Below are 23,739 nucleotides of genomic sequence, written 5' to 3' on the forward strand. Positions count from 1 at the left end.
GCTCGCTCCTGCAGCGGCGGGTTACAGCTGTTGTTGCGCGCTGTAGCCTTCGAACGCGGTCTGCTGCTGGATCGCGGTGACGATGTTCTTGCGGGTGGCCTGCTGTTCGTTGCCATCCTTGTCGAGGAACATCTCGCTTTCCAGTTCCGCCTCGTCGCCTTCGCCGACAAAGCTGAAGCCGAGGAATTCGAAGGCTTCACGGTCGACGTTGGCCTTGGAGCGCGGGCGCATCGGCAGGGTGACGCTGACGCCGTCCTTGCTGATGGCGAACACTTCCATTTCCTTCTTCGGACGCGCCTTGCTCTTGCCGCCGCTGGGATTGCTGATGGCCTGGTGGGTCTGGTTCAGCACCTTAAGGGCCAGGCCGTAGACCAGCTCCTGGAAGTCCGGATCGTCCTTGTAGCTGGAGAGAATCCGGCTGATGGGGAATTTCTTGCTCAGGTCTTCCAGGGCGGCGAGGTCGGCGGCCTCGGCGTCTTTGAGCTGCTTGAGCTGGCCCATGAGTTCATAGGCGGTGTCGTCGTCAAAGCGGTCGTGGGCCTGGCGAATCGCTGCGCGCAGTTCGCGAATCTGGTCACTTTCTTTCGAGGTGTGGAAGGCGTCGAGCACCATCTCGCTGATGGTCTTGGCCTGGGACACGTGTTGTGAAAGATGAATGGCGTTTTCGTATTCGGCCTTGTTGGACAGGGCGACTACGGATTCTTCGGTGTTGGAATCAGGCATTGAACATCCACTACTTGGTTTAACAGGTTTGAGGCGCGAAAGGCCCAGGGGGATTTTCGGGGGCGCCTAATCTATTGGACCCGGGCCCTATTGTCACGGACCAAGCGACGGCCCGGCAGCCGCGCCTCTTTCAGACCGGCCTTCGCGCCACAGATTCCCTGTCGTTCAAAGCACTTGTGTATCGCTGACCCCAGCCTCCAGTTCCTGGCGCAGATCGCTGCCTCGGCGGGCGATGAATACCAATTGCGCGGCATGCTCGGTGGGCTGATCGGCGGCCAGGGTGAACTGGCTGCGGTTGCCCACATGCTGCAACCAATAAGGTTGTTCATTGCCTTCAAGGCGCACCAGGCCCTTGAGGCGCAGCAGGTCGGCGGGCAGGCGCGCCAGCCAGTCCCGCAAAGCCTTGGGCTGCAGCGGTCGCGAGCTTTTCCACACCCAGCTTTCGAACAACTGGTCGTGGGCCTGGGGCAGGGCCTTGAACAGCACTTCGGTGGAGCGCACCGGCGGCGCCAGCAGCAGCTCGGGGGGCAGCTCGGCCTGCACCGTGTCGAATACCGGGGCGCGATTGCCGAGGCTGGCGCGGATGCTCTGCAATTGCTCGGCGCTCACCAGGTCGGCCTTGTTCAGCAGCACCCAGTCGGCGCAGGCCACCTGGGCTCGGGACAGGCGGGCCATTTCCCCTTCCAGGTCCTGGTAGCCGCTGGCATCCACCAGGGTGATCACCGCGTCCAGGTGCAGGCGGTTGCGCAGTTGCGGGTAGCCGATGGTCTGCACGATGCGCTGCGGGTCGGAGACGCCGCTGCACTCGATGACAATTCGCTCCAGGGCCGGGCGCAGCTTGGACAGGCTCACCAGTTGCGCCAGCAGGTCCTCCTGCACGGTGCAGCAGATGCAGCCGTTCTGCAGGCTGTACACCGCGTCGGTGACCTCGGCGATGATCGCCGCATCGATGTTCAGCTCGCCGAAATCGTTGACGATCACCGCCAGCCGGCCGCTGTCGGCGCGTTGCACCATGCGGTTGAGCAGGGTGGTCTTGCCGGCGCCGAGAAAGCCTGCAACCACGGTTACCGGGATGCTCGGGGTGCTGTTCATTATTCCTTGCCCTCGATCACCGGTGGCAGGCCTTCCCACACCGCTTGCAGCGGGGTGTCGCTGAAGGTGCCCTGGCGGTCGTAGACCAGTTGCCCCTCGACGAAGGTCAGTTGCACCTGGGTGTGGTGGATGTAGTTGCGTGCGCCCTGGGCGAACAGGTCGCGGTCGAGGACGATCAGGTCCGCCGACTTGCCGGTCTCCAGGCTGCCGGTCAGGTGCTCCAGGCCCATGGCATGGGCGCCGTTGAGGGTCGCCACTTGCAGGGCCTGTTCCAGGCTGATGGGGTCACCGAAGGTGTCGGGTTCCTGGTTCCACGGGTTCTGCCGGGTGACCATGGTTTCCAGGGCCAGCCATGGATCGATGGACGCCACCGGCCAGTCGGTGCCGAACACCGCGATGCCACCGGCTGCCAGCACACCCTTGAAGTCATAGATGCGCTTGAGGCGTTCCTGGCCGTAGCCGGAGCGTGCGCCGCTGGCGAACGGAGTCGGGTACCAGGCTGCCGGTGAGAACTCGGCGATCACGTCCAGGGCCTGGAAACGCTTGAGGTTGCCCGGGTGCAGCAGGGTGCTGTGGGCGCATTGGTGACGGATGCCGCTGTTGCCGTTGCGCCGCCGGGCCTCGGCCACGGCATCGAGGAACACGTCGGAGGCGCCGTCGCCGGTGCAGTGGGCGATCACCCGCAGGCCGCGCTTGTCCATGTCCACCACCATGTCGGTAATGTGTTCCGGGGTCAGGTTGAGCTTGCCGCGCCAGCTCGACTCTTCCGGCCAGGGGGTCAGCAGGTAGGAAGACTTGGGCTCCACGGTGCCATCGAAGTGGAACTTCACCGCGTTGGCACTCAGGCGCGCGCTGCGATAGAAATGCCGCTCGCCACTGAGCAGTTCCCAGCGCCGGCGCACCGGGAAGATGTCGTCCTGCCAGCTGATGGCGGCTTCCACCCGCAGGGTCAGCTCGCCGGCATCGTCCAGTTCCTTGAGGGCCTGCAGGCGGTTTTCGCAGACGTGCACGTACTTGGTGGCCGTGACCCCGCGAGAGGTCTGGAAATGCACGCCATCGCGATAGGCACGGCGCAGCACCGACACCGGAGTCGGCGGCATGGCGGCGTGGATCAGGGCGTAGGCACCGTCGATCAACAAGCCGTTGGGTTCGCCGGTCAGCTCGTCGCGCTCCAGGTAGCCGTTGCGCGGGTCGCTGGTGTGGCGGTCGATGCCGGCCAGTTCCAGGGCCTTGGAGTTGACCATCATGGTCCCCCACATGCGGTCCAGCAGGGCCACCGGGCGGTCCGGCATGACGCTGTCGAGCCATTCGCGGCCCGGGGTCAGCCCGGCCTCGCGGAAGGTGTAGCGCACCCAGTACTGGCCGTAGATCCAGCCGTCGCCGGGATGGCTGTCGGCATAGGCGTGGATCGCTGCTGCCAGTTGCTCCGGGGTCGGGTCTTCGATGCCCACGTCCAGGTCGTCGGCGTAGCGCGGGGCCAGGGCCAGGTCCGGGTGGGTGTGCATGTCATGCAGGCCGGGCATGCAGAAGGCCCCGTCCAGATCGTGCTGGCGGGTATTGGGCCCGATCAGCGAGGCCAGGGAAGCGAGGCTGCCCACCGCGATCAGCTTGCCCTGGCGGATGGCCACGGCGTCGGCCCAGGGCTGGGCCGGATCGAGGGTGTACATCCGGCCGTTGTGCAGCACCAGTTCAGCGTATTGATCGACGGCGCTATGGGTGGAGTTGAATTGGTCGGAAGCGGTCACGGGGTCAACCTCTCAAGCAGGGGGCCCTTCAAAGGTGGGCAAAAAAGTATGGCGCAGCAGTGTTCTTGTCGGAGGTACCAGGGCCGCTGGGTGGCCCGGGTCATGCATTCAGCGTTGTGCGCCCAGGGTTTCGACAAAGCCGGCAATGCGCTGGCAGGCGTCCTTGAGCACCTCGTCGGCGACGGTGAAGGAGATCCGCACGAAGCCCTCGGCACTGGCGCCGAAAGCCTGGGCGTCGAGCACCGAGACCCCGGTGGCGCGGAACAGCTGCCAGGCGAAATCCATGCTCGACAGGCCGGTGCGGCGCACGTCCACCAGCATGAACATCCCGGCTTCCGGCTCGCGGCAGTCCAGCAGTTGCACCTGCTTGAGGCCCGCCACCACCAGGTCGCGGCGCCGGCGATAGACCTCGCGGGCGCTGCCGATCACTTCTTCATCGAGCTCCAGGGCCTTGAGCGCGGCTTCTTGGATAAACCCCGGCAGGCCGTAGAGCATGCACAGCAAGAGGTTGTCCAGATGCCCGACCAGGGCCGGCGGGGCGATCACCCAGCCCACGCGCCAACCGGTCATGGCATGGGTTTTCGACAGGCTGTTGAGGATTACCGTGCGCTCGGCCATGCCCGGCAGCGAAGCGATGCTCAGGTGTTCGCGGTCGTAGGTCAGTTGCCCGTAGACCTCGTCGGAGATCACCCACAGGTCATGCTTGCGCGCCACCTCGGCCACGGCTTCCAGCTCCTCACGGCTGTAGACGTTGCCGGTGGGGTTGCACGGGGTGGCCAGGGCAATGCCGCGAGTCTTGTCGGTGAGCGCCGCTTCCAGGGCCGCGGCGGTCAGGCGAAAGCCATTGGCCGCCGGCTGCTGGACGCAGGCGATCTGCGCCCCCGAGGCGTGGATGCAGGCCTCGTAGGTCAGGTACATGGGTTCTGGCACCAGCACTTCGTCGCCGCTGCTGAACAGGCACAGCGATGTGGCGAACAAGCCGTTCTGCGCACCCGCCACCAGCGCCACGTTGTCGGCGCTGACCTCGATGCCCAGCAGGCGGCGCTGCTTGGCGGCGATGGCCTCACGCAGGGCCGGGCGGCCGAGGACGTGGGTGTAGTGGGTGTCGCCTTGCTCCAGGGCGGCACTGGCGGCGGCGCTGATGCGCTCGTCGGTGGCGAAGTCTGGGTCACCGACGCTGAGCACGATCACGTCTTCTCCGCGCCCACGGGCCTCGATGGCCGCGTAGTGGATGTCCCAGGCGCTGACGGATTCGCCGCTGATGCGCTGTACGAAAGGTGAGTAACGCATGTTGTTCTCCTCACGGGCGTCGCTGCCCGCGCAATGAATGGGTTCAGGCCTGACGCTGGGGGACCTTGCCCAGGCGTGCGCACAGATGTTCGATGACAAAGGCCAGGACGATGTAGATCAGTGCCACGGCCAGCAGCGGCTCGTAGACTTTCAGGGTCTGGGCCCGTACCAGGTTGGCCGCGCCCAGCAGGTCGGTGACCGCCACGGTGGACGCCAGTGCAGTGGCCTTGAGCAGCAGCACGCATTCCCCCACCAGGGTCGGGCGCACCAGTTCCAGGGCCCGGGGCAGCCACACCCGGCGCAGGGTCAGCCAGTGGCCCATGCCATAGGCGCGAGCGGCTTCCAGCTCGCCTCGGGGCACGGCCCGCAGGCCGCCACGCAGCACTTCGCCGACGTAGGCGCCGACACTCAGGGTCAGGGCCAAGGCCACATACCAGAAACCTTCGCGCAGGTAGGGCCAGAGAAAACTGCCGCGGATCGGCGGGTAGGCGGCGAACAGGCTGCCGACCCCGTAATAGAGGATGTAGATCTGCACCAGCAGCGGCGTGCCGCGAAACACACTGATGTAGAACTGCATCGGCGCACGAATCAGAGGATTGCGCGACACCCGGCCCAGGCCCACCACTACTGCCAGGGCAAAGCCGCAGATTCCGCTCAGCAGCAGGAGCTTGAGGGTGATGCCCAGGCCGCGCAGCAGCTCGCTGGAAAAACCGTTGATCCAGGAAAAGTCCATCCGAGCCTCCTAGTGCTGGGGCAGCCAGCGGTTGGTGCGTCGTTCGAGCACGCGGAACACGCTGCCGGACACCAGGGTGATGACGAAATAGAAGGCCGCGACCGCCAGGTAGAACACCAGGTAATGCTTGGTGGAACCGGCCGCCTGTTTGCCCACCGAGAGCAGCTCGCTGTAGCCGACGATGCTGATCAGCGCGCTGTCCTTGACCAGTACCAGCCACAGGTTCGACAGCCCGGCCATGGCGTAGGGCAGCATGCTCGGCAACAGGATGCGCCGCACCAGCAGCCAGCGTTCGATGCCGTAGGCCCGGGCCGCTTCGATCTGACCGTAGGGAATGGCCTGGATCGCGCCCCGGATGATCTCCGCCGAATAGGCGCCCTGGACGATGCCCAGCACCAGCACCGCGGCGATGAAACCGTTGACCGTGACGCTCGGCCGGTCCATGGCGGCCATGGCCATGTTCAGCAGGTCGGTGCCGGCGTAGTAGAGCAGCAGAATCAGCAGCAGCTCGGGCATGGCCCGGTACAGGGTGGTGTAGGCGTTGGCCAGCTTTACCAGCCAGCGCGGGCCCTTGAGCTTGATCATCGCCACCAGCAGGCCGATACCCAGGCCGAGCACAAAGGCCCCGGCGGAAATCTGCAGGGACACCAGCGCGCCCTGGGCCAGGGCGCCGAGCCAGCCGTCGGCGACGAACAGTTGGGAAAGGTCGGACAGAGAAATCATGACGTATCCAGTCAACGCCGGCGGCCCGCGCAAACGGGCCGGCCGGACGGCTTAGTTGGCAGAAATGTCGACGCTGAAGTAGCGGCTGCGGATCTTGTCGTAGGTGCCATCGGCCTTGAGCGAGGCCAGGGCGGTGTTGATCCGCTGCTGCAGGGCGCTGTCACCCTTGCGCAGGCCGACCCCGATGCCGGAACCGAACAGCGGGTCCTTGGGCGCCAGGCCCTTGTCCGCCAGACCGGCGCCGGCCGCGGTCTTGAGGATCGGCTCGATGGTCAGGGCGTCGGCCAGCATCACGTCGATGCGCCCGCTCTGCAGGTCGGCGATCATGTCGTCCTGGGTGGTGTAGTAGCGCAGGGTCGAGGTCTTGCCGTAGTAGGTCTTGGCGAAGGTCGCGTTGGAGGTCGAACCCTGCACGCCGATCAGCTTGCCCTTGAGGCCTTCGGGGGTGGTGACCAGCTCCAGGCTCTGGTCGGCGACCCACATGGCCGGGGTCTGGTAGTAGGGCGCAGAGAAATCGATGACCTTTTCCCGTTCGTCGGTGATGCTCAGGGAGTTGAGGATGGCGTCGATCTGGCTCGATTGCAGGGCCGGGATCAGGCCGTCCCAGGCCACTTCCTTGAGTGGGCACTGGGCCTGCATGCGGTCGCACAGAGCCTTGATCAGCTCCGGTTCGAAGCCGCTCCAGTCGCCGTTGCCGCTTTTCATCGAGAACGGCGGGTAGGGTTCCAGGGCGATGCCGAAGACGATCTTGTCGGCGGCCACGGCGTGGCTGGCCAGTGCACTGAACAGGCAACCGGTGGCGAGCACCTTGAGCAGGTTTTTCATGGCTTTACCCTTTATCGAAGTTGTTGTTTTCAAGGATTGAAGCGAAACGTCAGACGCGGTTTTCCTGAGCCATGACGAATTGCCGGCAGCGCTCGCTGACCGGGTCGAGGAACACTTGCTGGGGGGGCCCTTCTTCTTCCACCAGCCCCTGGTGAAGGAACATCACCTTGCTCGACACATCCCGGGCAAAGGCCATTTCGTGGGTCACCAGGATCATGGTACGGCCTTCCTCGGCGATGCCCTGGATGACCTTGAGCACTTCGCCCACCAGTTCCGGGTCCAGGGCCGAGGTCGGTTCGTCCATCAACAGCACCTGGGGGCGCATGGCCAGGGCCCGGGCGATGGCCACCCGCTGTTGCTGGCCGCCGGAGAGAAAGGAAGGGAAAGCGTCGCGCTTGTTGGCCAGGCCGACCTTTTCCAGCAGGTGCTCGGCATGGGCGATGGCGTCCTTGCGGTCTTCACCGAGGACATACACCGGCGCTTCGATGACGTTTTCCAGGACGGTGCGGTGAGGCCACAGGTTGAAGCTCTGGAACACCATGCTCAACTGGGTGCGCAGGCGCGCCACCTGGGCCGGGTCGGCGACCTGCGGGTTGCCGGCACGGTCGGTCCTGATGCGCACTTCTTCGCCATTGATGCGCAGGCTGCCGCTGCAGGGAATCTCCAGCAGGTTGATGCAGCGCAGCAGGGTGCTTTTGCCCGAGCCGCTGGAGCCGATCAACGACACCACTTCGCCTTCATTGGCGCGCAGGGCGATGCCCTTGAGCACGTGGTGATCGGCGTAGCTCTTGTGCAGATCATCGATCGCCACCACGGGATTGACGGAGTTGGGCTGCGATTGCAAGGGTCGACCCTCTTGTTATTGTGCGATGGCCGGGCAGTACCCGGCACAGGGTAGGGCTTGAGAATTAGCCATCGACGGCGGCGGGTCAATCGAGCATTTTTAGTGGGACACGGTAATTTTTTTCAGTAATTGGCTTTTTTTTCGGCGACGAGCAAGGCTATTGCCGGACGCCGATTGCAGCTATGGTGCTGCCACTCGTTTTTTTGTAGTCGAGGCATGATCGGTATGCGTTATCCCTCCATGACCGCGTTGCGCGCTCTGGACGCGGTGGCCCGCCTGGGCAGTGTCGCCGAGGCCGCCAATGAGCTGAACCTGACGCCCAGCGCCATCAGCCACCAGATCAAGAGCCTGGAGCAGACCCTGGGGTTTGCCCTGACCGAGCGCCAGGGCCGCAGCATTCGCATCACCTACCAGGGGGAGCGCTATGCCCGGGACATCCACCTGCTGCTGGCCAATATCCTCGAGGCCGGCCAGCGCTCCGATGGCCAGCAGGTCAGCGGCCGGCTGTGCATCAGCAGCCCGCCGGGGTTCGCCACCTATTGGCTGTGCACCCATATCGCCGAATTCCAGGCGCTGTATCCCCAGGTTGAACTGCAGTTGGTGTCGCCCCGCACGCCGGGGGACACCAGCGACAGCAGCGTCGATCTGTTCGTGGCCTATGGCATGGGCGACTGGCCCAACCAGCAGGTGCAGAAGATCGTCTCCCTGCGCTATTTCCCGGTGTGCAGCCCGAGCCTGGTGAATGCCATGGGTGGCCTGAAAACCCTTGATGGCCTGGATCACGCCTTGCTCCTGCACATGATCGACTACTCCGACTGGCGGGTCTGGCTGGCGGCCGCCGGGGCGCCGAATGTCGACGTGCGCCGGGGCATTGTGTTTGCCGACGCGCACTTCGTGCAGTCGGCCTGCATCGCTGGCCAGGGCATTGCCATGGGCGACAACCTGATCAGCGGCGAAGCCCTGGCCCGGGGCCAACTGGTGCAGCCCTTCGGCACCGAGATCGAGTCCAATCGCGGCTACTACCTGGTGGCCGACCTGCTCAAGTCCGAGCGGCCGGTGGTGCTGGCGTTCAGCGAGTGGGTCAAGTCCCAGCTGCAGGGCATCACCCGCTTGCACCCGGAACCCCGTCGCAACGGCAAAGCGTGAATTTTATTGAGCAATCGCCGCGATTTTTTTCGATTGTTGCCCCTTGGGTGCAGCGACTAATGTCCCTCGACATCAGCCGGGCGCAGGGTGTCGCCCGCACATAAGAACAAGAGGAAGTAGTCGATGACCACCTGTGCGCAGTCCCTGGTTCGTTTGCTGGAAGGTTATGGCGTGGACACGGTATTCGGGATTCCCGGCGTGCACACCGTCGAGCTCTATCGCGGCCTGCACGGCAGCCGCTTGCGCCACGTCAGCCCACGGCATGAACAGGGGGCCGGATTCATGGCCGACGGCTACGCCCGGGCCAGCGGCAAGCCTGGGGTGTGCTTCATCATCACTGGCCCTGGCATGACCAATATCCTCACGGCCATGGGCCAGGCCTATGCCGATTCGGTGCCGATGCTGGTGATCTCCACGGTCAACCGTCGCGAGCACTTGCGCCTGGGCCACGGCCACCTGCATGAACTGCCGGACCAGCGGGCGATGGTGGCCGGGGTCTGCGCCTTCAGTCACACCCTGCAATCGCCTGCGGAACTGCCGGAGCTCCTGGCCCGGGCCTTTGCCGTGTTCAAGTGCGCGCGGCCACGACCGGTGCATATCGAGATTCCCCTGGACGTGCTGGACATGCCCGCCGCTGACCTCAACCTGATGCCCCGCAGCCTGCCCGGTGCTCCGGCCCCGGCCGGTGCCTCGATCGAGGCGGCCGCGACCTTGCTCAACAGCGCCCATCGGCCGTTGATCCTGGCCGGCGGCGGTGCCCGGGGTTGCGCCGAGGCGCTGCGCCAGTTGGCCGAACGCCTGCAAGCGCCGGTGGCGCTGACCACCAACGCCCGGGGTCTGTTGCCCTGCGCCCACCCGCTGTTGCTCGACGGTGTGCAGTCTTCGACCCATGGCCGGGCGCTGATCGACGAAGCCGACGTGGTGCTCGCCGTGGGCACTGAACTGGGGGAAACCGACTACGACTTCTTCGGCCTCGGGCCCCTGCGTTTCAAGGGCTCGTTGATCCGCCTGGACATCGACCCGATGCAGGTCATGGGCGTGCAGCGGGCCCATGTCGGCCTGGTGGGCGACGCTCTGGAAGGCTTGCAAGCCTTGCTCGGTAAAGTGGCGCAACCCAGCTCTCGCGGCCGTTGGGCCGTGGACAGCGTACTGCGGGTCAACCAGGCCGAACGCACCGGCTGGACGCCCAAGCAACAAGGCCTGCAGGGCTTGCTCGACCTGCTGCGGGACACCCTGGGCAGCCCGATCCTGGTGGGTGATTCGACCCAGCCGGTGTACCAGGGCGCTTGCGGCTACCAGGCACCGGCTCCGGCCAGCTGGTTCAACGCCGGCAGCGGTTACGGCACCCTGGGCTACGGCTTGCCGGCGGCCATGGGCGCCAAGCTGGCACAGCCCGAGCGTCCGGTGGTGGCGCTGGTGGGGGACGGCGGCTTGCAGTTCGCCAGCAGCGAACTGATCGCCGCCCGGGAAGCGCAGATTGGCGTGATCCTGCTGGTGTGGAACAACCAGTGCTACGGCGAGATCCGCGACTACATGCAGGCCCGGGACATCGTGCCGCTGGGGGTGGACATCCTCACCCCGGACTTCCAGGCCATGGCCCGAAGCTTCCATGTGGCGCACCACCGCGCCGACTCCCCCGCGCAGCTGCAAGACCTGTTGCACACCCTCAAGGACACCCGCCAACCGGTGATGATCGAGGTCGATGCCGGCGCCTACCTGGCGCTGGACTGAACCCAAGCCGGGCACAAGGAGCGCGCTTTACAGGATGCAGGTGGGTTACATTGGCGGCGCCCGACCGGGCGCGCCTTGCCACTTGAGGATTCAGGGATGAATTGCATTTTCTGCCAGATTGCCGCCGGCACCTTGCCCGCCGCACTGGTGTACCGCGATGAGCACTGCATGGCCTTCATGGACGTGCATCCGCTGGGTGAAGGGCACCTGCTGCTGATCCCCCAGCAGCACGTAGAGAAGCTCGAGCAATTGCCCGGTTTCATCCGCCAGCACCTGTACCAGGTCTTCGATGGTCTGCTGGCGGCGCAACGGCGTGCCGGCTACGGCGTCGAAGGCACCCACCTGCTGGTCAATGACGGCCGCGCCACCAACCAGCACATTCCCCATGCGCACCTGCACTTGATCCCGCGCAAACGCGGCGATGGCCTGGGGTTTGCCGGGCGCTTGCTGCTGCATTTCACTGGCTTGTTCGGCCGCCGGACCCAACTGGAGGTGTTGCAGCAGCAGGCCACGAGCATCGCCGAGCAGGTGCGGGTGCCCTGGGTCAGTGAAACCCCGGTGGGTAACCGCTGATATGCACCTGAGCCGCGCGCTGGCGCTTGAATATGCCGAAACCCAATACCTGCGGGCCCGGGTCCAGGGTCTGGCGAGCCTGCCGGGCAACCCTTATCGGGCCTGCCTCTTTGGTGAGCCGGGTTGTGGTGCCTTCGTCGTCGGCGGCAACCCCAGCCCGATGATGAACCGGGTACATGGAGACAGGGCACAGGATGCCCGGCGTCTGGTCGATCTGCTGCAGAGCTGCGTGGCTTACGCCCCGGCGATCGCCTTGATCGCCGAGTCAGCCAAGGTTGTGCCCACCCTGGAGCTGCAAGGGCTGCCGTTGCAGCGCCTGAAGGGCTGGACTCATGGGCAGCTGTTCGCTCCTGTGGGCGAGATTGTGGCGCCGCCTTCAGTGCTGGATATCGAGCCGGTGACCGCCTCGACGCTGGAAGTGTTCTGCACGCTGCACCGCGAAGGCTTCAATACCCCTGCGGCCGCTCGGCCGGCCACCCAGGCGGCCTTTGGTGGCTTGCTCAACGATGGGCGCGGGCATTTGTACCTGTTGCGGGAGCAGGGCGTTGCGGTGGCCGGCGCGGCGCTGTTCATCGCCGACAACGGCGTGGCATACCTGGGCACCGCCTTTACCACCCGGGCCGCGCGGGGCCTGGGTTATCACCGGGCCCTGATCGCCCATCGCTTGCAGCAGGCTGCTGCTTTGGGGGCCCGGAGCGTGGCAGCCACCGCCCTGGTGAACTCGCAAAGCCGGCGCAACCTGGAGCACTGCGGCTTGCGCCTGTCTCACCTGCAAACCCTGTATCGGGCCGAGTCACAGGGCTAGTGGGGTGGCGTTGTCGGCGCCGGGTCGAAGCGGATCGAGTACAGAATCGCCCTCAGGGTGGCGAAGTCCTGAAAGAACCCGACGCTGTCAGCCACCACCTGACGCTGGCCGCTGTCGAACAGCGCCATCAGGCAGGTACCGCCATAGGCGTGAAAGCCGGTGTCCCCATCGCTGATGCCGCAGGTCTGATAGGCCAGCAGGCCTTTCCAGCCGGGGCCTGAAATCTCTTGCACCGGGCTGGGTTCATCCCTTCCGGCGCTGCGCATCCACACGCCGCTTTCCTGATAGAAAAACAAACCTTCGGCGGCCTGTTCCAGGCTGCCCTGCTGCAGGCACAGGTGCAGGGTGTACTCCTCCTGGGGGCGTTTTTTCGGGTGGTCCAGGGTGAGGCAGTTCTGCGCCTGGCCAAGCTTCCAACCTTTGGGGTATTGCAGGCTGAAGCCCTGACCCTTGAAGCGTGGTGAATCCATGGGCAATACCGGAACTCCGGCTTCCTCGCGCAAGGGTTCGTACAGGCTGGGATCGTTGCGACAGGCAGACAGCGGGCGGGCCTTGGCCTTGTGCAATTGGTCGAGGCGATGAGTCCGGGGATCCGCACTGGCGCTGACACAAGCGCAGCCGTAGCCGTAGTGGTTGTTGGTGCGCACCCATTGCTGGTCGTTGAAAGTGGGCCACTCGCCCTCGGCCTGATAGCCGCCCTGGCTGGCGATCTCCCAGACGCCATCGCGGTCGGTCAGGGTGGCGTTGGCTGGCGTCGGATTCTCGAACCAGCCGCACCGGCGTTCGACTTTGGCTGGCGCGGCGAACGCGGGCAGGGCGATAACCGTCAAGAGGGTGCAGAGCATGACGCGCTGAAGCATGGAGCATCCTTGTTCGAGGGGCAGGGCGGGAACAATGGGGCGCCGGTTCAGGCGCGTCAACCCGATAGGGGCGTCGGACTGGCTAGGCGGCAGGACCAGGATGGTGTCAGTCTGCTGGCTGTGACCCTGTGGCTGACTTAAGTTCTGTGCAGCTAAGGCTCCGACAATTCTGGCCGAAACAGCGGTTGGGAAATGGCGTAATCTCGCGCCTGGTCAACGAGCCGTCCACCCGCCCTGAGGCATGTCATGCAACGGATGCTGTGCAGCGTTTTAAGCCTGACGATCATCCTGTCATCGCTGGGAGCTTGTACTACGGCTCCGGTCGGGCCGACAGTCGAGGGGCCGCAGGTGTATGGCTACACCCTCAATCAGCCACTGAGCCGCGAGCAGGTGCAGCGGCTGACCGACACCGGCAAGCACTTTGTCGGGGCCCTCAAGCTGTATCGGCAGGAATTGCCGGACGGCAGCCAGTTCGGTTTCTACACCAACTACCGGAACTGGCTGAATACCCTGGCCCGTACCAGTCGAGAGTTTCCTGCCGAGAGCGATTGCCTGGTGGCCCAGCAGGCGGACCAGTTGCAACTCACCACCCTGATCGATGACTTCAATGCCCGTCAGGCCCGCCCGACGGGAGTGCCACGTCAGGTGGGGGATGTCTACGCCGTCCAGGCGCTGGACGCCTGTCAGCGTGTCGGCGGCCAGGGGCCTGGAGCTGACGCTTTTCGCTATACCCTCTGGGCCACGCTGCAAACCGAGACAGCGGCCCACGATCAGGGCTTTCTGCGCAAGGTCGAGGACCCGCATGCCCAGGCCCGAGGCATTGCGCAGGTGATTGTTCTGCTGCCCTTTGCCGCGCTGGCCGCGTTCATGGGGGGCGGTTGCACCGACTTGCAGTCCCAACCCGATGGTGACGGCTACTGCGCCCGGCAGCGCGCAGGTGCCGGCAAATGAGGTGCAGGGCTCAATAGCGCCACTTGCGTACCAGGTCCTCGCCGTAGCGCTGGCTGATCAATGCTTCGGCAGCATCATCGTCGTCATGCACCTCCGCCAGGCAGAGCAGCATCAGCGTATCCAGGTACTCCTCGGGGGAGTCGAAAAAACGTGTCAGCGCCGCACCTGTGTCGTGATCGAAGTAGTAGACCGCGCCGGATTCGCGGTGAAAGCAGAACAGGTTGCCATTGCCCAGGTAGTCGCCGAAGGCCACCAGCTTGCCTGCCAGTACCAGATCGACATCGCCGATCTCGACGATACCGGGATAAGCCTCCAGCAACGGCTGGATCGGCGTGTGCCCGGGCCCGACGCTGCACAGGACCTCCGCCAGGGACAGCACCCCCAATTGCCGATGGTAGTCGCGCAGCGATCGAGGCAACGGGCAGTCCAGGCGTTGCTCCAGCGCCTGCAGGGCGTCCTCGCTGACAGGCGTCAATTCCGGTTCGTTGACATGCCCTTCCCATAGCGCGCCGTAGGCGCCAATTGCGGCCAGGTACCAGTTCAGCCGTGCAGCCTGGTCAGGCAGGTCCGGCCAGGCCAGGGGCGGGCAGCCGGCGGGGGGCCAGTCGGCGTTGGAGTCGTGCTGTTCGGACATGGGGCTTCCTTGGATGCGCTGGAGGCGGGGGAGTGATTATGCGCGATGGCGCGTGCGTTCCAGAGTGATGATCGAGGGTTCGAAGCCCAGCGAGCTGAAAAATTCCGCTGCCCCGGGGCGCCCGGCCCGCAGGACCCAGGTGATCTCGGGGTTGTCGCCCATCACCCAATGCACCAGGGCGCGGCCGATACCGCGCCGCTGGTGCTGCTCGGCAACGACCACCATGGACAGGTAACCGTTGGACAGACCGTCGCTGATGCCTCGGGCGAAGCCGACGATCTGCCCCTGCAGAAGGGCGACCGCCGTGCGCTGGGAGTTTGCCAGCAACTGGGCGAAGTATTCGCTGCTGCCCACCCGATGGCCCCAGCCGTTATCGCCGAGAAACTGCCGCAGTGCTTCGCTTTCAGCGGCGTGTGCGTCGCGGATCAGCATGGTGAACTCTCCAATGGGCAAGTACGGGCAGATCTCGCCCCGACTGTGCTCGGGGCCGACCCATGTAGTTGAGTGCTTCGGCCCAGTGGGCGTCGTTGTCGCAGCGGCGTGCCGGCTCGACCGTGGGCGACCTGGAGGATACAAGCCTGCCTCGGAAACTGGCAGCCCTCGGAGCCTGAACGCAACCGGCCAAGGGAGCTCTTCGAAACTCGTACGGCTGTTCGCGGCGTTCAGGCATTGGCCACGGATTTGTGGCCAGGGCAACGTGCTGCTCGCTGGCCAATTCCTCCCGGTGTGTTGAAAAAAAAACGCCGGGAGCAGGTCCGGGGCCTGGAACTTCCGCCGGTATTTGCGGACAAATTCCTCCAGGGCAATGCCCGTCGGAAATTCGGTTTGCAAGCGCTGGCGACAGGCGCTCAGGCCGCTTTCCAGGGCGCCTGAACGCCGTTGCCGGAATGCGCTTGCGCCGCGGCAGTGGTTTTTCTGGAGGCAGGTTTCTTGTTATCGTGGCCTCCCTCTTTCACGGACGAATATCGAGACAGCCCATGGCTAACTCCACCCCGTCACGCTTTGGCAAGATCCTCCAGGGTCTGCTGTTCGCCCTGATCGGCATCGGCCTGTTGGTCATTGCCGTCAATCTCACCCTTGATCGCCGCGAGTTCCTCGCCAGCGCCCAGACCGCCGACGGTATCGTCAGCGATTTGAATGCCGGGGGTTCGCACCCCGAGATCGCCTTCACCAGCAGTACTGGTGAGAAGATTTCCTACCCCCAGGGTGGCTTTATCTTCGGCTACCAGAAGGACCAGCCGGTGCGGGTGTATTACCAGCCCGAGCGGCCGGCCAACAGCGCAATCATCGACGACCCGGCAGCACTCTGGGCCACCCCGGGTGTGCTCGGCCTGATCGGTCTGGTATTTACCCTGGCCGGCCTGGTGGGTGTCATCAGCCAGCGCGGGCGAGCCACACAACGAGCAAAAGGACTTTGACCCCATGAACCTCAGCATTCCGATTCCGGTCAACGAAAGTAAATGGCTGTACCAGACCGCCAGCGGCGGCGGCCTGACCGTAGCCCTCGTGGCCGGCGGTGGTGGTTCGATCACCCTGCGTTCGCCTCAGGGCAAGGACGTCAGCTATCGCTACGGCGGCCTGGGGGTGGGCGCCGGCTTTGGTGGGCGCCTGCCGCGTTTCGGCAAGGTCAATATCCAGGTCAAGGGCAAGAGCGTCAGTGGTGCCGGTGCGGCGGAGGCTTTTCCCAGCACCGGCAAGGTCTTTGTCAGCGATGCCCTTCGCAGCCGGGACCTGACCGAGGACGACATCACCGGGCCTTGCTTCTATACCGAGGTCGGTGGCGGACTGGTGGTGGGCGGTTCGGCCACGGCCCTGCTGTTCGGCCTGGACCCCAAGCTACTGGCCCTGGCCGTCGTTTTGGGAAGCAACCCGGCGACCATGATGGCTTCGATCAAGGTCAACGAGCAGCTGCTGCGTTCGGCCAAGGGCGCAGTGGTCATGGCTGGCATGAACGTCGGACCACAGGCCGGTGGCGGCATTGCCACCTACATGGGCTACCTGTTCTAGCCTCGCCCTGAGGCGCGCCGGGAATCACAGGCGCGCCAGGCATTCCTGGAGAATATCCAGGCCCTCCTCGAAGATTTCAGGCTCGGTGGTCAAGGGCGCCAGCAGGCGAATGATGTGCCGCGACTTGCCGCTGGGCATCAGCAGCAGGCCCGCATCCCGGGCGCTGCCTAGCAGCGTGCTCAGTTGCTCTGGCGCCGGTTCGCCCCGGGCATTGACCAACTCGATGCCGCGCATGGCTCCCACCCCCGTCAGACGGCCCAGGAAGGGGCAGAGCCCACTGCTTTTCCAATGCTCATAGCGTTGCACGATCGCCCGCTCCTGGCGCTCGCCCCAGGCTTGCAGGTGCTCGTCGGTCATTTCATCCAGGGTCGCGAGCGCCGCCGCGCAGGCAATCGGGTTGCCCGAGTAGGTGCCCCCCAGGCCGCCCTTGGGCAGCACGTCCAGCAATGCTTTGCGACCCACCACGGCGCCCAGTGGAACCCCGCCGCCAATGCTCTTGCCCAGCAGGATCAGGTCCGGCTCGATGCCCAGGCGGGAGAAGGCAAAACGCTGCCCGGTGCGGCCGAAGCCGGACTGGATCTCGTCGGCGATCAGCAAAATGCCATGTTCATCGCAGAAGCTGCGCAAGGCCCGGGCGAACGTGGCGTCCAGGGCCAGGAAGCCGCCTTCGCCCTGCACCGGCTCAAGGATGAAGCAGGCCACTTCCTGTACATCGATCTCCACGCTGAACAGCCGACGCAATGCTTTCAGCGCTTCTTCGCAACTGACGTCGTTGTCGGCGCTGGGGTAGGGCAGGTGGTACACAGGCCCGGGTAGTACACCGACCTTCTGCTTGTAGGGCGCCACCTTGCCGTTGAGGTTGAGGGTGGCCAGGGTGCGCCCATGGAAGCCTCCGTCAAAGGCGATCACCGCGCTGCGCCCGGTAGCTCCCCGCACGATCTTCAGGGCGTTTTCCGCGGCCTCGGCGCCGCTGTTGGTGAGCATGCCGCTGACCGGGTAACTCACCGGGATGAAGTTCGCCAGGCGCTGCATGAACTCGATGTAGGGCCCGTGAGGCGCGGCATTGAAGGCGTAGTGGGTGAGCCGGGTGGCCTGCTGCTGGATGGCTGAGACTATGCGTGGGTGGCAGTGCCCGAGGTTGAGCACGCCGATACCGCCGACAAAGTCGATGTAGCGCTTGCCATCGATGTCCCAGACCTCGGCGTTGCGTCCGTGGCTGAGGCGGATCGGGTGGACGGTGGAGATCGAACGGCTGATGTTCTCGTGGCTCATGGATGCGGGCTCTGGGTGCCGGAAACAAGCCGTTATCTAAGCCGGGGCCGGGGGGCCTGGACAAACGAAATAAAGTCGCCGGGTCAGTATGAAAATTCCCGATGTGCCAAAGCCCTTGTCTCAGTGCTGCTGGGCCTTGTGCCTATTACGCAAATGCCGCACCAGTGCCGCAAGGACCACCAGCGCTATCACCCCGAGGAAGATCGGCAGGCGATAGGGTTTCAGGTCGCCAAGAAAATGCTGCAAGGCTTCGCCGGCCCAGTAACCGGCGCTGACGAACAAGATGGCCCATACCGCAGCCCCCAGCACATTGAGCAGGGCGAAACGCCAGGGTGCCAGGCCACTGGCGCCGATCACCATGGGGCCGACCAGGCGCATGCCGTAGAGAAAGCGCACGGCGAACACCGAAGTCGAGGGGTAACGCTGGATCAGGCCCTGGACCCGTTCGATGGCCGCCTGATGGCGCTTGAGCTTGGGCAGCAGGCGCGCCCCGCCATAGCGCCCGGTCCAGAACAGCAACTGATCGCCGAGGATGCCCCCCAGGGTGGCCCAGCCAATCACTTGCGGCCATTGCAGGCTACCCTGATGCGCCGCCATGCCGCCGAGAATCAACACGGTTTCGCCTTCCAGCAGGCAGCCGATGAAGATCACCCAGTAGCCGTAGGCGGCGATCAGCGCGTTGAGGTCGAGGTGTTCGAGCATGGGCAAGGGCTTCCGCAGGGGGCATGAAAACAAGCCGGGCGATGATCAGGTTACAAATGGCTCTGATTCCTTTCACCGGCCCAAGTGCCCGGGATCTTCCAGCGCAGGTACCGCCAGGGCGCCTGCCAGTCCATCAGAACCCAGCGTAGACGCCAGCCTCGGCGGCGGACACGGCTAGACCTACGGATATTGCTTGTGTGGAGCAAACTGGGTTCAGCGGGTATGTGAAAGCCCCTGTGCGTGCAGACTGGGTGCGCGAGCAGGATCAGTCGTTATTTGCGTCGGCTTGCTCGGCCCAGGCGGACTTGGACGAGGGATAGCGTACTTCAACCTGGGCGCCGGCTTGAATCAGGGCCTCCTGCCAGACACTGAACTGTTGCGGCCAGGCCTGGATCACCTTGAAGGGGACGCCGGTCAGCAAGTTTCTGGCCACGTTGGGGCTGACGCCCATGGCTTGCCTGATCAGCGCGAAGATCTTCGCGGGGTTGGGGCCCACCTCGGTGATCCAGAGTGCTGGATCACTGGAGGCGAGGGGTGGGTAGTCCGCAAGCGGAGCATACTGCCGGGTCAGCACTGCCCTGGCATCGCTATAGCTCAGCGAAGCCAGGGCCCGGGCACTGGCCAGATGTTCATCGCAGAACCACTCGTAGCCATGAGGGTGCCCCGCGCACCCTTGGCCCAGCGGGCGATAATCGGCGAACTGCACCATGCCGCCGCCAGTTCCGGCATGGCACATCTCCGAGGAAAAATCGTTGTGGCACAGGTCGCATACAGGTGGCTTCATCGATCGATCTCTCTGGGCATGCTCGGCCTCTGGGCTGAGGTCACGCAGTCTGCCCCAACACCCACGCCCAGAACATCCCGGCCATGTACAAGCCCAGCCCGAACACCGAATGCGCGATCAGGCTGCGCAGCCGGGCCACATTCGGTTTGGGCATCTTGCTCGCCGCGATCCCGGCGCCCATGCCCGGTTGCATCAGCAGGAACGGCGCAGCCACCGTCAATACGCCGATGATCAGGGCCGGTGCCAGGGTCGGTTGCCGCGCCCACTCCAGGCCGCAGATCAGCAGCAACAGGGCAGCAAAGACGACGCCGATCAGGTAGTGAGCCAGCCAGCCCAGTGTCCGCTCCCCGGGTACTGCATCGGCCTGGGCGATGCTTTGGTGCACAAACTTCCCACGAGGAAAATGCCCGATCCAGCGTCCGACCATGGCCCAGTTGGGGCCAGGAATGTTCAACACTCGCGCCAGAAACAGCGTCCACAAATCAAGGACCAAGGTAGCGCCGACACCGATCAGCAGTGCCGGTAAAATCAACGCCATGAACTCATGCATAAAGACTCCTGGGTATGGATGGCTGCACTTCAGCCTCGGCTATGGGTGTGATAATGTTTCATTCAATTAAGTGATTGAATGATCAATAAAGCAGCAGGAGCTGTCAATGACCGATTCGATTTCCCCTCAACAGCCTCTGGCGGACATGGCCGAGCTGGCACGTATTCTCGGCCATCACCACCGCCTGATCCTGCTGGAGCACATTGCTCGTGGCGAGCAGCCGGTGGAGCGCCTGGTGGAAGCCTCCGGACTCTCGGTGGCCAACACCTCGCAACATTTGCAACAGCTGCGCCGGGGCGGTTTCGTGCAGACCCGGCGCGACGGCAAGCGAGTGCTCTACAGCCTCAGCCAGGGGCCGTTGGCCGCACTTCTGGGGGGCTTGCGCCAATACGTCGATTACAACCACGGGCAGATCCGTGAGCTGCTGGCCGACAGCGAGCAGCAGCCGGGGCGCCTGGAGGGCATCTCCCGGGAAGAGCTGCGCCAACGCCTGCAGGAGGGCGGCATGACCCTGCTGGACGTGCGCTCGCCGCAGGAGTTCGCCCTTGGGCATTTGCCGGGGGCAATCAATATCCCGGTGGAAGAGTTGGAGCAGCGTCTGGCCGAGTTGCCCGCGGGCCAAGAGTTGGTGGCTTACTGCCGCGGGCCCTACTGCGTGCTGTCACACAATGCCGCGGCCTTGCTTCGCGCCAAGGGTTTCAGGGTGCGGCGCCTGGACGACGGTTTCGTCGATTGGCAGGCCGCCGGCCTAGGGGTGGAAACCACCCGGTAAAAGTGTCGCAGAGTCGGCCATACAGGACATTGCCTATAGGGCCATGATCCATATCAACAGGGTTTTCAGAAAAATCCGCTACAAGGGCATCAGGCTCGGACCCACAAGGTATCGAGCCCCGGGCCTGTACCGTGAAGGCCGGGATAACCAATAAAAACCTTTGTGGATATCGGCCGAGGGGACCACCCCAGGCGGATTTTAAAGGAATAACCTGATGGCTTTTTCTCTGTCACGCCTGTGCCTTCTGGGCGCTGCGTTGCTCTGCGTACACTCCGTTCAAGGCAGCGAGCCGACCCCGGCAGCCGCCGCTTCCCCCCCAGATTCCGAACTGATCCAGCGTGGCCAGTACGTGGCCCAGCTCGGCGACTGCATTGCCTGCCACACCGCCAAGGGCGGGGCCACCATGGCCGGTGGCCTGGAGCTGAAGACGCCCATGGGCACCATCTACTCCAGCAACATCACCCCGGATAAAGACACCGGCATCGGCAGCTACAGCTTCGAAGCATTCGACCGCGCCATGCGCGAAGGCGTAACCCCTGACGGCAGTCATTTGTACCCGGCCATGCCCTATCCGTCCTACGCCAAGATGACCGAAGAGGACATGCGCGCCCTCTACGCCTACCTGATGCACGGGGTGGAACCCGTAGCCCAGGGCAACCTGGAAGCCGACATGGGGTTCCCCTTCAACCAGCGCTGGGGCCTGTGGTTCTGGAACCTGGTGTTCGTCGACAAGCAGCCCTTCAAGCCTGACCCGGCCAAGGACGAACAGCTCAATCGCGGCGCCTACCTGGTCCAGGGCCTGGGCCACTGCGGTTCCTGCCATACCCCGCGGGGCATCGCCTTCCAGGAGAAGGCCATGAGCGACAGCGAATCCGGCGGCCAGCACTACCTGGCCGGCGAGACGGTGGAAGAGTGGCGAGCCCTGAGCCTGCGCAACCTGTGGACCGTGGAAGACACGGTGCAACTGCTCAAGACCGGGCAGAACCGCTTTGCAACGGTATCCGGCAACATGGCCGACGTGATCCACCACAGCACCCAGCACTTCACCGACGCCGACCTGACGGCCATCGCCGCGTACCTCAAGTCCCTGCCGGCCGGCAAGGACGACTTGCCCATGCCATCGGTGGCCCTGGCCCCGGCGGCCCCGCCGAACAACCTGTTCACCTCCCGTGGCGGCCTGGGCTACGCGCAATTCTGTTCCGACTGCCACCGCCAGGATGGCGCCGGCGTGCCGCAGATGTTCCCGTCCCTGGCCGGCAACCCCAGCGTCGCTTCGGCCAACCCGACCTCCTTGCTGCACATCACCCTGACTGGCTGGAAGACCGCCCAGACCGCGGCCCATCCACGGGTCTACACCATGCCCGGCTTTGCCCAGCTGGCCGATGGCGAGATCGCCGAGATCCTCAGTTTTGTCCGCAGCAGCTGGGGCAACAACGGCTCCGCCATCAGCGCCGAGCAAGTGAAGAAGATGCGGGCGCAACTGAGCCCGCAAGTGGAAAGCACCCTGTTCGAAACCCCGCGCCTGGCCAACCTGCTGGCGGCGCCGAATGCCGAGCAAGTGGTGCGTGGCATGCGCCTGCACCTGGAAACCAAGGCCCTGCTGCCGGACAACGTCGGCAACTCGCTGAACTGCACCAGTTGCCACCTCAACGCCGGCACCGTGGCCGACGGTTCACCCTTTGTCGGCGTCTCGGCGTTCTTCCCCGGCTACGCGCCGCGGGCGGGCAAGACCATCACCCTGGAAGAGCGCATCAACGGCTGCTTCCGCCGCTCCATGCACGGCAAGCCGCTGCCGGTGAACGGCGCCGACATGCAAGCCATGGTGGCTTACTTCGAGTGGATGAAAATGAACACCCGCCCAGAAGACAAGGTGGCCGGCCGCGGTGTGGGCAAGATCGACCCGGCCCTCAAGCCCAATGCCGACAATGGCAAGCAGGTGTACGCCAAGCAATGCGCGGTATGCCACGGAGCTGACGGTGAGGGCCTGAAACGCGCCGACGGCAGCCTGATCTTCCCGCCGCTGTGGGGCGATCAATCCTTCAACATCGGCGCTGGCATGGCCCGCACCTACACTGCGGCGGCCTTCGTCAAACGCAACATGCCGATCGGTTTCCACGAGAAGTTCCCCCTGGGCCAGGGCGGCCTCTCGGACCAGGAAGCCCTGGACGTGGCCGAATACTTCTCCCACCAGCCGCGCCCGGACTTCCCGGACAAGGTCAAGGACTGGCCCAACGGCGGCCGTCCGGCGGACGCCCGTTACTGAAGGCTTGACCCTGTAGTCGCCGCCTTTGGCTGCGGCTACAGGCCCCGCAGAAAAATCTGCCGACGCTCCCTGGCGCCGAGGTAAGATTGCCATCCTTTGCGTCAGCCTTCGCTGTCGGTCCTTCAAGGATGAATCATGCGGTTTCGCTCGATCCTGTTGCTGAGCCTGTCTCTGGGGCTCAGCGGTTGTGCCTTTGTTTCCGCGCTCAAAGCGACCACCGTCAGCTACCGGGTGCCGGCCGATGCCGGTGAAACCGCGCTGATCCGCATCGTCGCCCAGGGGCTGGTGCGGGGTGTGCCCTACAGCGACTGCATCGACTGGCGCAAACCCGCCTCAGGGCTGATGGTTCGCCCCCATCGCGGCATTGCCAATCCCAATTTCCGCAACCTGGGCATTCCCATGACGGCCGCCACCGACCGCATGCGCCGCCAGGAAGGCTTTGGCGCCAACGAACTGAAGATCCCGGCCAATCGCCCGTTCGCCTTCATGTTCTACAACACTGAACCGGGGATGGATAAGGACTACCGCGCCGTTTGCGAGCAAAGCGTGACCTTCGTGCCCGAGGCCGGCGCCACCTATCAGATGGTGTTTCTCCAGGATCAGATGTGCACCGCCATGCTGCGCAAGATCGACGACAAGGGCGAGATGCTGCCGGAGCGGGTGGCGCTGCGGCCTACCGATTACTGCAGCGCCGATGCGCGCTAGGGCAAGAAC

Annotated in this window: 25 protein-coding genes; 10 read left to right on the forward strand and 15 right to left on the reverse strand. The window is 64.7% G+C overall.

The features are described from left to right. Positions 1-21: 21 nt before the first annotated feature. The 8 genes from AC07R1_RS19280 to AC07R1_RS19315 all read right to left on the reverse strand — a co-directional run bounded on the left by AC07R1_RS19280 (position 22) and on the right by AC07R1_RS19315 (position 7,975). The gene (locus AC07R1_RS19280; RefSeq protein ID WP_011063277.1) at positions 22-723 is read right to left on the reverse strand and encodes a hypothetical protein; all 702 of its coding nucleotides are present in this window, start codon (positions 721-723) and stop codon (positions 22-24) included. Between the two features lie 165 nt (positions 724-888). Further along, on the reverse strand, positions 889-1,815 hold the full coding sequence (locus AC07R1_RS19285; RefSeq protein WP_011063276.1) for a CobW family GTP-binding protein: 927 nt from the start codon (positions 1,813-1,815) through the stop codon (positions 889-891). Next, positions 1,815-3,560, reverse strand: a complete 1,746-nt coding sequence (locus tag AC07R1_RS19290) for an amidohydrolase (protein WP_495110848.1) — start codon at positions 3,558-3,560, stop codon at positions 1,815-1,817. Before AC07R1_RS19290 ends, AC07R1_RS19285 begins: the two co-directional genes overlap by 1 nt. Positions 3,561-3,668: 108 nt before the next feature. Then, positions 3,669-4,850, reverse strand: a complete 1,182-nt coding sequence (locus AC07R1_RS19295; protein ID WP_011063274.1) for a pyridoxal phosphate-dependent aminotransferase — start codon at positions 4,848-4,850, stop codon at positions 3,669-3,671. Between the two features lie 43 nt (positions 4,851-4,893). Beyond that, positions 4,894-5,583: an ABC transporter permease gene (locus tag AC07R1_RS19300; protein ID WP_011063273.1), complete on the reverse strand. Its 690-nt coding sequence runs from the start codon at positions 5,581-5,583 to the stop codon at positions 4,894-4,896. Positions 5,584-5,592: 9 nt separating this feature from the next. Next, a complete protein-coding gene (locus AC07R1_RS19305) occupies positions 5,593-6,306 on the reverse strand; it encodes an ABC transporter permease (RefSeq protein WP_015636909.1) in 714 nt (237 codons plus the stop codon). A gap of 51 nt (positions 6,307-6,357) precedes the next feature. Then, positions 6,358-7,131, reverse strand: a complete 774-nt coding sequence (locus tag AC07R1_RS19310; protein ID WP_011063271.1) for a transporter substrate-binding domain-containing protein — start codon at positions 7,129-7,131, stop codon at positions 6,358-6,360. Between the two features lie 49 nt (positions 7,132-7,180). Then, on the reverse strand, positions 7,181-7,975 hold the full coding sequence (locus AC07R1_RS19315) for an ABC transporter ATP-binding protein (protein ID WP_495110849.1): 795 nt from the start codon (positions 7,973-7,975) through the stop codon (positions 7,181-7,183). A 225-nt stretch (positions 7,976-8,200) separates the two neighbouring features. On the opposite strand from AC07R1_RS19315, the gene AC07R1_RS19320 reads away from it, so the two are divergent. The 4 genes from AC07R1_RS19320 to AC07R1_RS19335 all read left to right on the forward strand — a co-directional run bounded on the left by AC07R1_RS19320 (position 8,201) and on the right by AC07R1_RS19335 (position 12,230). Next, positions 8,201-9,121, forward strand: a complete 921-nt coding sequence (locus AC07R1_RS19320) for a LysR substrate-binding domain-containing protein (RefSeq protein ID WP_495110850.1) — start codon at positions 8,201-8,203, stop codon at positions 9,119-9,121. Between the two features lie 123 nt (positions 9,122-9,244). After that, positions 9,245-10,852 (forward strand): 5-guanidino-2-oxopentanoate decarboxylase, encoded by a 1,608-nt coding sequence (locus tag AC07R1_RS19325; RefSeq protein WP_495110851.1) that lies wholly within the window; start codon positions 9,245-9,247, stop codon positions 10,850-10,852. A 96-nt stretch (positions 10,853-10,948) separates the two neighbouring features. Next, on the forward strand, positions 10,949-11,425 hold the full coding sequence (locus tag AC07R1_RS19330; RefSeq protein WP_011063267.1) for an HIT family protein: 477 nt from the start codon (positions 10,949-10,951) through the stop codon (positions 11,423-11,425). Position 11,426: 1 nt separating this feature from the next. Then, positions 11,427-12,230 carry a GNAT family N-acetyltransferase gene (locus tag AC07R1_RS19335; RefSeq protein ID WP_401024853.1) on the forward strand — a complete coding sequence of 268 codons (804 nt, stop codon included), beginning with the start codon at positions 11,427-11,429 and terminating at the stop codon, positions 12,228-12,230. On the opposite strand, the gene AC07R1_RS19340 is transcribed toward AC07R1_RS19335, so the two are convergent. Continuing rightward, positions 12,227-13,090, reverse strand: a complete 864-nt coding sequence (locus AC07R1_RS19340; protein ID WP_495110852.1) for a DUF4087 domain-containing protein — start codon at positions 13,088-13,090, stop codon at positions 12,227-12,229. The two genes, AC07R1_RS19335 and AC07R1_RS19340, sit on opposite strands and share 4 nt — an antisense overlap. Before the next feature lie 246 nt (positions 13,091-13,336). On the opposite strand from AC07R1_RS19340, the gene AC07R1_RS19345 reads away from it, so the two are divergent. Beyond that, complete coding sequence (locus tag AC07R1_RS19345) at positions 13,337-14,041, forward strand: hypothetical protein (RefSeq protein ID WP_125062158.1); 705 nt, start codon at positions 13,337-13,339, stop codon at positions 14,039-14,041. Between the two features lie 10 nt (positions 14,042-14,051). Here the strand turns inward: AC07R1_RS19345 and AC07R1_RS19350 are convergent, their stop codons facing one another. Beyond that, the gene (locus AC07R1_RS19350) at positions 14,052-14,675 is read right to left on the reverse strand and encodes an SMI1/KNR4 family protein (RefSeq protein ID WP_123472936.1); all 624 of its coding nucleotides are present in this window, start codon (positions 14,673-14,675) and stop codon (positions 14,052-14,054) included. 36 nt (positions 14,676-14,711) lie between these two features. Beyond that, positions 14,712-15,107, reverse strand: coding sequence for a GNAT family N-acetyltransferase (locus tag AC07R1_RS19355; protein WP_011063263.1), 396 nt, complete (start codon positions 15,105-15,107; stop codon positions 14,712-14,714). 545 nt (positions 15,108-15,652) lie between these two features. Here AC07R1_RS19355 and AC07R1_RS19360 point away from each other — a divergent pair. Further along, complete coding sequence (locus AC07R1_RS19360) at positions 15,653-16,093, forward strand: DUF3592 domain-containing protein (protein WP_228102218.1); 441 nt, start codon at positions 15,653-15,655, stop codon at positions 16,091-16,093. A gap of 4 nt (positions 16,094-16,097) precedes the next feature. Next, on the forward strand, positions 16,098-16,682 hold the full coding sequence (locus tag AC07R1_RS19365; protein WP_015636901.1) for a hypothetical protein: 585 nt from the start codon (positions 16,098-16,100) through the stop codon (positions 16,680-16,682). A gap of 24 nt (positions 16,683-16,706) precedes the next feature. Here the strand turns inward: AC07R1_RS19365 and AC07R1_RS19370 are convergent, their stop codons facing one another. The 4 genes from AC07R1_RS19370 to AC07R1_RS19385 all read right to left on the reverse strand — a co-directional run bounded on the left by AC07R1_RS19370 (position 16,707) and on the right by AC07R1_RS19385 (position 19,990). After that, positions 16,707-17,954, reverse strand: a complete 1,248-nt coding sequence (locus tag AC07R1_RS19370; protein ID WP_011063259.1) for a 2-aminoadipate transaminase — start codon at positions 17,952-17,954, stop codon at positions 16,707-16,709. A 120-nt stretch (positions 17,955-18,074) separates the two neighbouring features. Further along, a complete protein-coding gene (locus tag AC07R1_RS19375; RefSeq protein ID WP_011063258.1) occupies positions 18,075-18,656 on the reverse strand; it encodes a DedA family protein in 582 nt (193 codons plus the stop codon). A 265-nt stretch (positions 18,657-18,921) separates the two neighbouring features. Beyond that, a complete protein-coding gene (locus tag AC07R1_RS19380; protein WP_011063257.1) occupies positions 18,922-19,440 on the reverse strand; it encodes a hypothetical protein in 519 nt (172 codons plus the stop codon). A 40-nt stretch (positions 19,441-19,480) separates the two neighbouring features. Further along, on the reverse strand, positions 19,481-19,990 hold the full coding sequence (locus AC07R1_RS19385; protein WP_152686418.1) for a DUF2938 domain-containing protein: 510 nt from the start codon (positions 19,988-19,990) through the stop codon (positions 19,481-19,483). A 106-nt stretch (positions 19,991-20,096) separates the two neighbouring features. Here AC07R1_RS19385 and AC07R1_RS19390 point away from each other — a divergent pair, with 106 nt between their 5' ends. The 3 genes from AC07R1_RS19390 (at position 20,097) to AC07R1_RS19400 (ending at position 23,730) form a co-directional block, all read left to right on the forward strand. Then, positions 20,097-20,762, forward strand: coding sequence for an ArsR/SmtB family transcription factor (locus tag AC07R1_RS19390; RefSeq protein WP_015636898.1), 666 nt, complete (start codon positions 20,097-20,099; stop codon positions 20,760-20,762). Positions 20,763-20,976: 214 nt separating this feature from the next. Beyond that, positions 20,977-23,025 carry a c-type cytochrome gene (locus AC07R1_RS19395; protein ID WP_210483255.1) on the forward strand — a complete coding sequence of 683 codons (2,049 nt, stop codon included), beginning with the start codon at positions 20,977-20,979 and terminating at the stop codon, positions 23,023-23,025. Positions 23,026-23,160: 135 nt separating this feature from the next. Continuing rightward, positions 23,161-23,730 (forward strand): hypothetical protein, encoded by a 570-nt coding sequence (locus tag AC07R1_RS19400; RefSeq protein WP_065365233.1) that lies wholly within the window; start codon positions 23,161-23,163, stop codon positions 23,728-23,730. Positions 23,731-23,739 lie beyond the last annotated feature (9 nt).

The sequence above is a fragment of the Pseudomonas sp. GW821-FHT07F01 genome (assembly GCF_059418825.1).